This window comes from Pseudomonas defluvii (assembly GCF_001695625.1).
GTDB lineage: Bacteria > Pseudomonadota > Gammaproteobacteria > Pseudomonadales > Pseudomonadaceae > Aquipseudomonas > Aquipseudomonas defluvii.
The window spans coordinates 26837-39058 of record NZ_MBPN01000030.1; the positions used below are offsets into that span (position 1 = coordinate 26837).

Sequence of the window (12222 nt, forward strand, 5' to 3'; positions counted from 1 at the left end):
CCCTTGGCAGTGTAGCGAGGTTCAAAAATGCCAGTATGGGCCTGTAAAAAACTGTGGTGTGTTGCCGCATCGCTGCAGACCAGGCCTCACCTTCGGTATACTCGCGACGATTCACCTGGAGCACTCATCAGGAGAGCTCATGCTCGCCCCCGTACAAATACTCTCTGCTACCCGTCAGAACCTCTGGCGCCTGACGTTCATCCGCATTCTGGTTTTGGCGGCCCAGGCCGGTTCCGTGGCTGTTGCCTACTGGACTGATCTGCTGCCGCTGCCGTGGTTGTCGTTGGTTATCACGCTGGGCTTGTCGACGTTGCTATGCGCCTTCACGGCCTTGCGCTTGCGCCTTTCCCTGCCCGTCACCGAGCTGGAGTACGCCTTTCAGCTGGCTTGTGATCTGCTTATTCACAGCGCCCTGTTGTATTACTCCGGCGGGTCGACCAATCCGTTTGTCTCGTACTACCTGGTACCGCTGGCCATTGCTGCCGTGACCTTGCCGTGGGTCTACTCACTGATCCTGTCAGGCATCGCACTTATCGCTTACAGCCTGTTGCTGGTGCAGTTCTATCCGCTGGAAACCTTCCCGGTTGCACGGGAAAAAATGCAGATATATGGCATGTGGCTGAGCATTGCGCTGGCTGCAGCGGTGATTACCTTCTTCGCCGCCAAGATGGCCGAGGAGCTGCGCCGTCAGGAGCAGTTGCGCGCCCAGCGTCGCGAGGAAGGCCTGCGTGACGAGCAGTTGCTGGCCGTCGCCACCCAAGCGGCAGGCGCGGCCCACGAGTTGGGAACCCCGCTGGCGACCATGAGTGTGTTGATCAAGGAAATGCGCCAGGACCATTCCGACCCGCTACTGCAGGAAGACCTGCAAGTGCTGCAGGATCAGGTCAAACTGTGCAAGGAAACCTTGCAGCAACTGGTGCGTGCCGCCGAAGCCAACCGGCGCATGGCCGTGGAAGATCAGGACGTCACCTTCTGGCTTGACGAGGCACTGAACCGCTGGCACTTGATGCGCCCAGAGGCCAGCTACCGCTTCCAGCGCCTTGGCCAAGGCAGCATACCCCGCCTGGCGCCACCACCGGATCTGACCCAGGCGCTGCTGAACCTGTTGAACAATGCCGCCGATGCCTGCCCGGATGGGCTTGAAGTTCATCTGGACTGGAACGACCAGGACATCGTGATCAACATCCGCGACCATGGCCCCGGCGTGCCGGTGGCCATCGCCGAGTCGATCGGGAAACCCTTTTTTACCACCAAGGGCAAGGGCTTCGGCCTGGGCCTGTTTCTGAGCAAGGCCAGCGTCACGCGTGCTGGTGGCTCGGTAAAACTCTATAGTCACGAGGAAGGCGGTACGCTGACCGAGCTACGCCTGCCGCGTGATGCGCGAGGAGATCAACAATGAATGATGAAACCCAGGTCGAAGGCGAAGAGCTGCCGCATCTGTTGCTGGTGGACGATGATGCCACCTTTACCCGCGTGATGGCCCGAGCCATGAGCCGTCGCGGTTTTCGTGTGAGCATTGCTGGCTCGGCTGAGGAAGGGTTGGTGGTGGCTCAGCAGGACATCCCCCACTACGCGACACTGGACCTGAAGATGGAAGGCGATTCGGGCCTGGTGCTGCTGCCCAAGCTGCTCGAACTCGATCCGGAAATGCGCGTGGTCATTCTGACCGGCTATTCAAGCATTGCTACCGCGGTTGAGGCGATTAAGCGCGGCGCCTGCAACTACCTGTGCAAACCCGCTGACGCTGACGACGTGCTGGCTGCATTGTTGTCCGAGCACGCAGACCTGGACAGCCTGGTACCGGAAAACCCGATGTCGGTGGACCGCTTGCAGTGGGAGCACATTCAGCGGGTACTCACCGAGCATGAGGGCAATATCTCTGCGACGGCCCGGGCACTGGGCATGCACCGCCGCACGTTGCAGCGCAAGCTGCAAAAGCGCCCGGTCCGACGCTGAGCGGTATCAGATCTCGCTACCGTGTTTTGCCAGGGCCTGACGGATCAGGCCTAGTACTTCCGTCGGGTGCTCCGCTCTTTTTATGGATGTTGCACAGTCCAGGGGAGCGCTAGCGTAGTAATCGACGCAGATGAAATCATCCACAAGGCCATTAACCAGTACACGATGGTCTGCGGCGCCATCCCCGACGATGATTACAGGCCCATTCAGACGGCCTTTGGCCCGCCATTCGCGCACAATTGCAGACTTGCCTTTGCTTGAACTCAGCAAGGGAGAGGGGCGAATGGCCAGTGCGCGCGAGCCAAGCCAGAAAAAACGGTTGGCGATGACGTGCTGCGGGTTGATCCCCCATGATGCTGCCAGCGGCACGATCCACTCCATGTAACCGCCCGAGATGATGTGTATACCGACCTGCTGTTCTTGAAGGTGGCGCAGGGTTGTGCGCAGCGCCTCAGGCAGGCAGTTTGCCTGTTCGCGGATGTAGCGTTGAACATGCTCTCGGCGGATTCTGGGGATGATTTTCATCAGTGTCAGCAATTCTGCCAGGCTGGCCTGGCCTGCCAGAGCCTTTGGGGCGATGTGGGCAAGCCGTTGAATCACTTGCGGCGCGTCCTGGCATCCTTCCAGGCTGAGCTTGATGACTTCGACTGTGCTTTCGCCGGGAAGCAGTGTCTGGTCAAAATCGAAAATCACGTGAGCTTTCATGGCTGAAGCCTGCGCTGTTCAAGGTCGTGGTACTTGTCTTCGCGTGTCCACTGAGTGGCGGCTATCTGCAGGTGCTGAGCGATGGCGTTCTGTACTTGATCGGCGAAGTCCTGATCTGACTGCTCCGCAGCGGGTGACTGGTGGGCGAGAAAGGTCAGTTCAAATTCGAGCCAGGGCATGGCCAGGAGCCGCAGGAATTTCATCGCGCCCGGATCTTCAAGCGGGTTGGGGTTCAGTCCCAGGGGTGTTTTGAGCTTCATTGCCAGTGGTACCACCGGGCGACGGCGCACCATGAACTCCGGGCGAAAACGGAAAAGGCCTTTGCCGTTATTGATGGTCGCTTCGGGGGTGATGTAGAGCGCCGTGCCTTCGGGGGCGCGTTGCCATTGTCGGAAATGCCCGGCGAGTTGCCGTTTATCATCGGTCACTTGCCAGTAGCTTGAGCCTGAGCACTGAAACAGCAGGTGCCCGGTCAGTTTGCCGATGATGCTGTCGGTTTTTACCACCATCACCGTGGCGAAAGGCATTGCCAGTACCGGGTAGTGATCAAACACGCTGATGTGATTGAGCGCGACGACGCAGCCGTCAGTATGCTGCCCTACCTGCTGAGGCGTCATCGCGCACTTGATGCGTATATTCATGGCTTTCAAGAGGCATCGATACAGCGCCCTTTTACCTGCGCGAGGTAAAACCAACGCGATCAGGCTAGCCAAGAACAGACTGAACAGGCGCAGTACCAGAAGTATGATGCCTACAGGCAGGTACAGGTAACGCAGTACGGCGGATACACCGCTACGGGGTTGCCAGGCGCTCATGTCCGAAAGGTCACTGACCCGAGGGGTAATCCGTTCATTCGATTGCTTAGACATTTGCATGGTGCGCGCCCTGTTTAGGCGCTTCAAGAGCGCGTTCACGTTTCTGTTCAAAGTAGTTGATCAAGGATTCGATACGGGCGGCGTTCTTGGCGCGGACTTCGAGGATTTTTTGTTTGGTGACATCGATTTTTACATGCGGACCAAACGGGGTTTCGATAATGCAATCCGGAAGTACTTCCAGGTTCAGCAGTTTTTTGTTCATGTTGAGTGCTGCAGTGTGCTTCAGGTTTGTCAATGTATAAACTTTCTCAAACCCCAATGTTTCAAAGGCATAGGTGACGGCCATATGAGCGGCGGTGAAGGGATAAGGTGTTCCCCAGTAGGGCTTTAAAAAGCGCATTCCAAAGTTTATTCCCCACTCTTTTTCAGCAAACCCCGCGTAGCCTATGAAGGGCGAGCCAAGGCCAAGGCTTACTGCCCAGCGCGACCAGCCTTGTTTGGCGTGCGCTTCCTGGAAGGTCGCCACTTCGGCGGCGGCATCCTGCTCGGTTCGTGTGGTGCCAGCAGAAATGAATTGCATCGTTTCACTGTCGCTTACCAGTGAGGCGTAACCCTGTATATCCGCTGCATCCCACGTTCTTAAGGTTAATCCATGTAGGCTGATGATTTCTGTGCGCACGGTGAAGTCCTTGTCGATCTAAGAAGTATCAAGTGGAAACTCAGGTGGCTAAGGTGGGTAAGCGTCTTACACAAACTGAGTTGTGATCGTTTCTATAATGAGTGTTGTTGAGGTGCAAGTTCGTGGGGGTGGGCTGCAAGAAAGTTAGTGATTTCTGTAGTTGTCTTGTAACTTGTCTTGGATGTAGGTGGAAGTTTTCTGTCAGGCGCTCGTTGATACAGGGCGCGAGGATAGTGTTGCTCAAACGGAGTGACTCAGGGCTGTCGAGCCGGCGCTTGTATTTGCGCTATTGAATATCTTTTCAGTGGCTTTTCTGCCTGTGCAGCCCGCACTGTTTGGTCGGATGCGACACTTGATTCAGACCTGTACGCGCTGATCTGAAATTTATTGCGTGTGGCGAAAAATCCCCATCAAGATATCGCCTTTGCTGGCGTATCATTAGCCACCTAACGACAGCCAGCCAACGGGATCGCCTGCATGCTCGCCCTCTTTTTTCAGACGCTGAACATCACTGCGCCTGTGTTTGCGATGTTGTTCATGGGGGTGCTGCTCAAGCGCATTAATGCCATCAACGACGGTTTTATCCATACCGCCTCGTCCCTGGTCTTCAACGTCTGTATGCCAGCGTTGTTGTTCCTGGGTATCTACCACGCGGACCTGAGTGCGGCGGTCAAGCCGGGTTTGCTGCTGTACTTTGTGGTTGCAACACTGGGTGGTTTTTCCCTGGCTTGGGCCTATGCCCTGTGGCGTTGCCCGCGTGAAGACCGTGGTGTCTATACCCAGGGTGCATTTCGTGGCAACAACGGGGTTATTGGTCTGGCGTTGGCGGCGAGTATGTACGGTGATTACGGCATCTCGCTCGGTGCGGTTCTGGCGGGCCTGGTGATCCTGCTCTACAACTCGTTGGCGGCGGTGGTGCTGGCGGTCTACAGCTCCAGCACCAAGTCCGACCCGTGGAGCATTCTCAAGAGCATTTTGCGTAACCCGCTGATCATCAGCGTGCTGCTGGCCACTCCAATGGCGTATGGACAGGTGCCATTGCCGAACTGGTTACTGACCTCCAGCGACTATCTGGCGCAGATGACACTGCCGTTGGCGTTGATCTGTATCGGTGGCACGCTGTCGCTGGCATCGTTGCGCAACAGCGGCAGTCTGGCCATCAGTGCCAGCCTGCTGAAAATGGTCTGGTTGCCGCTGATCGGTACTGTCGGCGCGTGGTTGTGGGGTTTCCGAGGTGCCGAGTTGGGTATTCTGTTCCTCTACTTCGGTAGCCCGACGGCAGCTGCCAGCTACGTGATGGCCCGCGCCGTCAACGGCAACCATGAGCTGGCGGCATCGATCATTGTCATCACCACAGTGGCGGCGGCGCTGACGACAAATATCGGCATCTTCCTCTTGCAGTGGGGCGGCTGGATCTAGATCCTGTCACAAAACAATTCAAACGCTGCCTGACCTGTCCGAGGACATTCCATGCAAGACGAGATCACGCCCGAGCGCTTGCATCGTGGGCTGAAGAATCGCCATATCCAGTTGATCGCCCTGGGCGGTGCCATCGGTACTGGCTTGTTTCTCGGCATTGCCCAAACCATCCAGCTGGCTGGCCCTTCGATTTTGCTGGGGTATGCGGTTGCCGGGCTGATTGCATTTTTTATCATGCGACAGTTGGGCGAGATGGTGGTCGAGGAGCCGGTATCGGGTACGTTCAGCCACTTCGCACACCGTTACTGGAGTGAGTTCGCCGGTTTCATGTCGGGCTGGAACTACTGGGTGCTCTATGTGCTGGTGGGCATGGCCGAGCTGACCGCCGTGGGGATCTACATCCAGTACTGGTGGCCAGGCTTTCCGACCTGGGCCTCGGCAGCAGTGTTCTTTGTGTTGATCAACCTGATGAACCTCAGCCAGGTCAAGGTCTATGGCGAGATGGAGTTCTGGTTTGCCTTGATCAAGGTCGTGGCGATTGTCAGCATGATCGCCTTCGGTGGCTGGTTACTGTTCAGCGGCAATGGCGGCCCGGACGCCAGTGTGGCCAACCTTTGGCAATACGGTGGTTTCTTTCCCAACGGCCTGACCGGGTTGTTGATGGCCATGGCGGTGATCATGTTCTCGTTTGGCGGCCTGGAGCTGGTCGGCATTACCGCCGCTGAGGCCGACAATCCGCGCTACAGCATCCCGCGGGCGACCAATCAGGTGATCTACCGCATTCTGCTGTTCTACATCGGGGCGCTGGCGGTGCTGTTGTCGCTCTACCCATGGCAGAAAGTGGTTCAGGGCGGCAGCCCCTTCGTGATGATTTTCCATGCGCTTGATAGCAACGTGGTGGCCACGGTACTCAACCTGGTGGTGCTGACGGCAGCGCTGTCGGTGTACAACAGTTGCGTGTATTGCAACAGTCGCATGCTGTTTGGCCTGGCAACACAAGGCGATGCGCCGAGGCGCCTGCTCACGGTCAACGCACGAGGTGTGCCCCTGGCGGCGCTGGGGGTTTCGGCAGTGGCCACCGGGCTGTGTGTGTTGATCAACTATGTGATGCCGGCCAAGGCCTTTGAGTTGCTAATGGCACTGGTGGTGTCATCGTTGGTGATCAACTGGGGCATTATCAGTATCACCCACTTGAAGTTCCGCCGGGCCAAGCAGGCTGCCGGAGAAACGACGTTCTACAAAAGCTGGGGCTACCCGCTGACCAACTACATCTGCCTGGCCTTCCTGGCCCTGATTCTGGTGGTGATGTACTTGACCCCGGGCATCAACATCTCAGTGATGCTGATTCCGGTCTGGCTGGTGCTATTGCGGCTGGCCTTCTGGCTGAAAAAACGCAACGAGAAGGCTGCCGCTGTTTCCAACTGACGCGCCGAAGGCAGGCGAGTGATCGATCAGCCCTGTTGGTAGCTGTCGATCACTTCCTGGGCGGCACGGAAGGCGTCTATTGCTGCTGGAACGCCTGCATACACCGCGCAATGCAGCAACGCTTCGCGAATCTCTTCTACGGTACAGCCGTTGTTCAAGGCGCCGCGCACGTGGCCCTTGAGTTCTTGCGGGCACTTCAATGCGGTCAGTGCGGCCAGGGTGATCAGGCTGCGGGTTTTCAGCGGCAAGCCTTCTCGGCTCCAGACACTGCCCCAGGCATGTTCGTTGACGAATGCCTGCAGCGGCGCCGTGAAATCGGTAGCGTTACCCAGTGCGCGGTCAACGAAAGCGTCACCCATTACCTGGCGGCGGACCTGTTCGCCGCGTTTCTCGCTGTCACCCATCGTGTTCTCCTTAGTGTTGACGGCGCCAGGCTTGCAGGCTGGTGTAAAGCAGCGTCACCGCGAGCACTGGCAGGACATAGAACAGCATCAATCGCTCAAGCTTCGTCGCCAGCGGCATGCCGGTGGTGAAAGCCACCACGTGCAGACCATAAGCCAGGTACAGGCAGAGAAACACCAGACCTTCGGCGCGGGTGATCCGGTAGCCAGAATAGAACACTGGCAGGGTCAGGACAGCAACGCCGAGCATCACTGGCAAGTCGAAGTCCAGTGCATTGGGGGAAATCGACAAGGGCGTCGGGGCCAGCACGCTGGTCAGGCCCAGCACGGCGAGCAGGTTGAACAGGTTGCTGCCAATGACGTTGCCCACGGCGATCTCCCGTTCGCCACGCAAGGCGGCGATCAGTGAGGTGGCCAACTCGGGCAGTGAGGTGCAGACCGCAACTACTGTCAGGCCAATGATTCGTTCGGAGAGTCCCAGGTCGACTGCCACCTCGACCGAGGCTTCCAGCAGCAAATGCCCGGCCAGGCTGAGAAGTCCCAGGCCGGCAGCCATCAGCAAGAGGCTATTGAACCAGAAACCTGCGCTGCGCTGTGGCCTTGGCCCTGGGGCCGGATAGGTGCGCGCGTGGTGCCGGGATTGGTGCCAGAGCAGGCTCAGGTAAGCGACCAGTGCGCAGAGCAGCAGGGCGCCTTCCAGGCGGCCAAGCAGTTCATTGAGCGCGAGTAGATAGACCAGCAGGCTGGCGCCGATCATCAAGGGGATGTCCAGCCTTACCAGTTGTCGGGAAACCCGCAGTGGAATAATCAGTGCGGCCAAGCCAAGGGTTACCAGAACGTTGAAGATGTTGCTGCCGATGACACTGCCGACGGCGACATCTGGCGCGCCGCTGTAGGCCGCTTGAATACTGACCGTCAATTGTGGTGCGCTGCTGCCGAAAGCTACCAGGCTAAGACCAATGATCAGCGGCCTCACCTGCAGGCTTTCGGCCATGCGCAGGGCGGCACGCACCAGCAGCTCGGCACCTGTGATCAACAGCAGCAGGCCGCTGATCAGTTGCAGCAGGCTGAAGGTCGGTAATGAGGCCAGGTCAAAAATGGTCGTGCTCCCTCAAAGGTCAGTCGCTAAGACCTTGTACCCGTACGCGGGCCGTTCCGCTACGGATCATGCCCAATTGTTCGGCGGCAGCACGGGAGAGATCAATCAGCCGGCCGCGGGTGTGCGGGCCGCGGTCGTTAATGCGCACCACCACGCTGCGTTGGTTGTTCAGGTTGGTGACGCGTACCTGTGTGCCGAAGGGCAGGCTGCGGTGCGCAGCGGTCAGTGCGCGTTGATTGAACGGTTCGCCACTGGCAGTACGCTTGCCGTGGTGACGGGCGCCGTAATAGGAGGCCGTACCACTTTCATCGTAACCGTGAGGGTCGATGTCGTGGCTGGCACAGCCGGCAACCAGGGTGAACAGTGCTAGCGCACTAAGCGGACGCCACATGAATCATATACTCCGAGGTGTGTGCATGGCTGGCAAGGCTGGCTCTTACAAGGTGCAGGCCTGGTAGGAGCCAGCGTTGCCGGCGATGCAATTACCCTTCGAGCTTGCTCTTGAGCAATTGGTTCACTTGCTGCGGGTTGGCCTTGCCTTTGGACGCTTTCATTGCCTGACCGACGAAGAAACCGAACATCTTGCCGCGCTTGGCTTCATCGGCTGCGCGGTACTGCTCGACCTGCTCGGCGTTGGCTGCCAGCACTTCGTCCAGCACTTTCTCGATCGCGCCGCTGTCGGTGACTTGCTTCAGTCCGCGGGCCTCGATGATGGTGTCGGCATCGCCTTCACCGGCGGCCATCGCCTCGAAGACCATCTTGGCGATCTTGCCGCTGATGGTGTTGTCGATGATGCGCGAGAGCATACCGCCCAGTTGTGCGGCACTGACCGGTGATTGCTCGATTTCCAGGCCCAGCTTGTTCAGCAGGCTGCCCAGTTCGACCATGACCCAGTTGGCGGCCAGTTTGGCATCGCCACATACGCCAACCACCTGTTCGAAGTAGTCTGCCTGTTCACGGCTGGAAGCCAGCACGTTGGCGTCGTAGCTGGACAGGCCGAACTGGCTCTGGAAGCGCTCGCGTTTCTGCGGTGGTAGCTCCGGCAGGGTGGCGCGGGTGGCTTCGAGGAAGGCCTCTTCGATGACCACAGGTAGCAGGTCCGGGTCGGGGAAGTAACGGTAGTCGTTGGCTTCCTCCTTGCTGCGCATCGAGCGGGTTTCGTCCTTGTTCGGGTCGTACAGGCGGGTTTCCTGGATGACCTTGCCGCCGTCTTCGATCAGGTCGATCTGGCGTTGCACTTCGCTGTTGATCGCACGCTCGATGAAGCGGAACGAGTTGACGTTCTTGATCTCGCAGCGGGTGCCGAACTCGGCCTGGCCTTTCGGACGAATCGAGACGTTGCAGTCGCAACGCAGCGAGCCTTCGGCCATGTTGCCGTCGCAGATGCCCAGGTAGCGCACCAGCGCATGGATCGCCTTGACGTAGGCCACGGCTTCCTTGGCGCTGCGCATTTCCGGCTCGGAGACGATCTCCAGCAGCGGGGTGCCAGCACGGTTCAGGTCGATGCCGGTGGCGCCGCTGAAGTCTTCGTGCAGGCTCTTGCCGGCGTCTTCTTCCAGGTGCGCGCGGGTAATGCCGATACGCTTGACGGTGCCGTCTTCCAGGGCGATGTCCAGGTGGCCCTTGCCGACAATCGGCAACTCCATCTGGCTGATCTGGTAACCCTTGGGCAGGTCAGGGTAGAAGTAGTTCTTGCGGGCGAACACGTTGTGCTTGCCGATCTCGGCGTCGATCGCCAGGCCGAACATGCAGGCCATGCGCACGGCTTCTTCGTTCAGCACCGGCAGCACGCCGGGCATGCCCAGGTCGATCAGGCTGGCCTGGGTGTTCGGCTCGGCGCCAAAGGTGGTGGCGCTACCGGAGAAAATCTTCGACTGGGTGGCGAGCTGGGTATGAATCTCCAGCCCGATAACAACTTCCCATTGCATGTGTGTATTCCTCAGAAGCCTTTAGGTGCGCGGGTGTGCCAGTCAGTCACTTGCTGATAGCGGTGCGCGACGTTGAGCAGGCGGCCTTCCTGGAAATACGGGGCGAGCAATTGCACGCCGACCGGCAGACCTTCGACGAACCCGGCCGGCATCGACAGGCCCGGCAGGCCCGCGAGGTTGGCGGTGATGGTGTAGACGTCTTCCAGGTACGCAGCAACCGGATCATTGTTCTTCGCGCCAATCTTCCAGGCCGGGTTCGGCGTGGTTGGGCCGAGAATGACGTCGACCTCGTTGAAGGCGGCCATGAAGTCGTTCTTGATCAACCGACGGATTTTCTGCGCCTGCAGGTAATAGGCATCGTAGTAACCCGCCGACAAGGCGTAGGCGCCAACCATGATCCGGCGTTGTACTTCGGCACCGAAGCCTTCGCCGCGCGAGCGCTTGTACAGGTCGGTGAGGTCTTTCGGGTTTTCGCAGCGGTAGCCGAAGCGCACGCCGTCGAAGCGCGACAGGTTGGAAGAGGCTTCTGCCGGCGCGATCACGTAGTAGGCCGGAATGGCGTGCTGCATGTTCGGCAGGCTGATTTCCTTGATGACCGCACCGAGCTTCTCCAGCTCTTTGACGCTGGCCTGGACCAGGTCGGCAATGCGCGGATCGAGACCGGCACCGAAGTACTCCTTCGGCAGGCCGATGCGCAGGCCTTCAAGGGATGCATTCAGGTTGGCGCTGTAATCGGGCACGGGCTCATCGATGCAGGTGGAGTCCTTGGCATCGAAACCGGCCATGCCTTGCAGCAGCAGTGCGCAGTCTTCGGCGGTGCGGGCCATCGGGCCGCCCTGATCAAGGCTTGAGGCATAGGCGATCATGCCCCAGCGTGAAACACGACCATAGGTCGGCTTGAGGCCGGTCAGGTTGGTCAGCGCCGCAGGCTGGCGGATCGAACCACCGGTATCGGTGCCGGTGGCGGCTGGCAACAGGCGTGCGGCGACAGCCGCGGCCGAACCACCGGAAGAACCGCCAGGGACGTGCTCGAGGCTCCACGGGTTCTTGACGGCGCCGTAGTAGCTCGATTCGTTGGCCGAACCCATGGCGAACTCGTCCATGTTGGTCTTGCCCAGGGTGACAGTGCCAGCTTCGGCCAGCTTGCTGACAACGGTGGCGTCGTAGGGCGCCTTGAAGTTGTCGAGCATCTTCGAGCCGCAGCTGGTCCGCACGCCTTGGGTGCAGAACAGGTCTTTGTGGGCGATCGGCGCGCCGAGCAGGGCACCGGTCTCGCCAGCAGCACGCCGTGCGTCGGCGGCACGGGCCTGGCTGATGGCCAGCTCTTCGGTGATGCTGATGAAACTGTTAAGTTGTGGGTCGAGTTGCTGAATGCGTGCCAACAGTGCACGGGTCAGTTCTTCGGAGGAAAAACGTTTGTCGGCGAGTCCGCGGGCGATCTCGGCCAGGGTCAGTTGATGCATGGCAGGCTCTTTTCCCTTACTCGATGACTTTCGGAACCAGGTACAGGCCGTTTTCGGTCGCCGGGGCGATGGCCTGGTACTGGTCGCGATGGTTGCTTTCGGTGACCACGTCAGCGCGCAGGCGCTGGCTGGCTTCCAGCGGGTGGGCGAGTGGTTCGATGCCGGTGGTGTCGACGGCTTGCATCTGGTCGACCAGCCCCAGAATACTGTTCAGGGCATCAGTGGTGCGTGGCAGATCGCTTTCATTCAGGCCCAGACGGGCCAAATGAGCAATCTTTTCCACGTCGCAGCGTTGAAGCGCCATGGGAATCTCCAGGGAAACAAAAAAACGG

13 protein-coding genes are annotated in these 12222 nt (G+C 59.2%); 4 read left to right on the top strand and 9 right to left on the bottom strand.

Annotated elements, in window-relative coordinates; all coding sequences use genetic code 11:
• The first annotated feature begins 139 nt into the window (after nt 1-139).
• Nucleotides 140-1399: an ATP-binding protein gene (locus EKA13_RS10780; protein WP_065759379.1), complete on the top strand. Its 1260-nt coding sequence runs from the start codon at nt 140-142 to the stop codon at nt 1397-1399.
• Nucleotides 1396-1956 carry a response regulator transcription factor gene (locus EKA13_RS10785; RefSeq protein WP_065759380.1) on the top strand — a complete coding sequence of 187 codons (561 nt, stop codon included), beginning with the start codon at nt 1396-1398 and terminating at the stop codon, nt 1954-1956. Before EKA13_RS10780 ends, EKA13_RS10785 begins: the two co-directional genes overlap by 4 nt.
• 6 nt (nt 1957-1962) lie before the next feature.
• Here the strand turns inward: EKA13_RS10785 and EKA13_RS10790 are convergent, their stop codons facing one another.
• The 3 genes from EKA13_RS10790 to EKA13_RS10800 are packed head-to-tail and all read right to left on the bottom strand — an operon-like array spanning nt 1963 to nt 4155.
• Nucleotides 1963-2661, bottom strand: coding sequence for an HAD family hydrolase (locus EKA13_RS10790; protein ID WP_065759381.1), 699 nt, complete (start codon nt 2659-2661; stop codon nt 1963-1965).
• Entirely contained in the window at nt 2658-3536 is an 879-nt protein-coding gene (locus EKA13_RS10795) for a lysophospholipid acyltransferase family protein (protein ID WP_125862926.1), read from the bottom strand. Before EKA13_RS10795 ends, EKA13_RS10790 begins: the two co-directional genes overlap by 4 nt.
• Complete coding sequence (locus EKA13_RS10800) at nt 3523-4155, bottom strand: GNAT family N-acetyltransferase (RefSeq protein WP_157767117.1); 633 nt, start codon at nt 4153-4155, stop codon at nt 3523-3525. The genes EKA13_RS10795 and EKA13_RS10800 overlap by 14 nt, the downstream gene beginning before the upstream one ends.
• A 477-nt stretch (nt 4156-4632) precedes the next feature.
• Between EKA13_RS10800 and EKA13_RS10805 the strand changes: the two genes are divergently transcribed.
• Entirely contained in the window at nt 4633-5574 is a 942-nt protein-coding gene (locus EKA13_RS10805; protein WP_065759384.1) for an AEC family transporter, read from the top strand.
• A 51-nt stretch (nt 5575-5625) separates the two neighbouring features.
• Complete coding sequence (locus EKA13_RS10810; protein ID WP_065759385.1) at nt 5626-6999, top strand: amino acid permease; 1374 nt, start codon at nt 5626-5628, stop codon at nt 6997-6999.
• A gap of 26 nt (nt 7000-7025) precedes the next feature.
• On the opposite strand, the gene EKA13_RS10815 is transcribed toward EKA13_RS10810, so the two are convergent.
• From EKA13_RS10815 to gatC, 6 genes are all read right to left on the bottom strand, one after another.
• The gene (locus tag EKA13_RS10815) at nt 7026-7403 is read right to left on the bottom strand and encodes a carboxymuconolactone decarboxylase family protein (RefSeq protein ID WP_065759386.1); all 378 of its coding nucleotides are present in this window, start codon (nt 7401-7403) and stop codon (nt 7026-7028) included.
• 10 nt (nt 7404-7413) lie between these two features.
• The gene (locus EKA13_RS10820; RefSeq protein WP_099773631.1) at nt 7414-8457 is read right to left on the bottom strand and encodes a calcium/sodium antiporter; all 1044 of its coding nucleotides are present in this window, start codon (nt 8455-8457) and stop codon (nt 7414-7416) included.
• Between the two features lie 61 nt (nt 8458-8518).
• The gene (locus EKA13_RS10825; RefSeq protein ID WP_065759388.1) at nt 8519-8890 is read right to left on the bottom strand and encodes a septal ring lytic transglycosylase RlpA family protein; all 372 of its coding nucleotides are present in this window, start codon (nt 8888-8890) and stop codon (nt 8519-8521) included.
• Between the two features lie 91 nt (nt 8891-8981).
• Nucleotides 8982-10427 carry an Asp-tRNA(Asn)/Glu-tRNA(Gln) amidotransferase subunit GatB gene (gene gatB / locus EKA13_RS10830; protein ID WP_065759389.1) on the bottom strand — a complete coding sequence of 482 codons (1446 nt, stop codon included), beginning with the start codon at nt 10425-10427 and terminating at the stop codon, nt 8982-8984.
• A gap of 11 nt (nt 10428-10438) precedes the next feature.
• Nucleotides 10439-11890, bottom strand: a complete 1452-nt coding sequence (gatA, locus tag EKA13_RS10835) for an Asp-tRNA(Asn)/Glu-tRNA(Gln) amidotransferase subunit GatA (protein ID WP_065759390.1) — start codon at nt 11888-11890, stop codon at nt 10439-10441.
• A 16-nt stretch (nt 11891-11906) separates the two neighbouring features.
• Nucleotides 11907-12194, bottom strand: coding sequence for an Asp-tRNA(Asn)/Glu-tRNA(Gln) amidotransferase subunit GatC (gene gatC, locus EKA13_RS10840; protein WP_065759404.1), 288 nt, complete (start codon nt 12192-12194; stop codon nt 11907-11909).
• Nucleotides 12195-12222 lie beyond the last annotated feature (28 nt).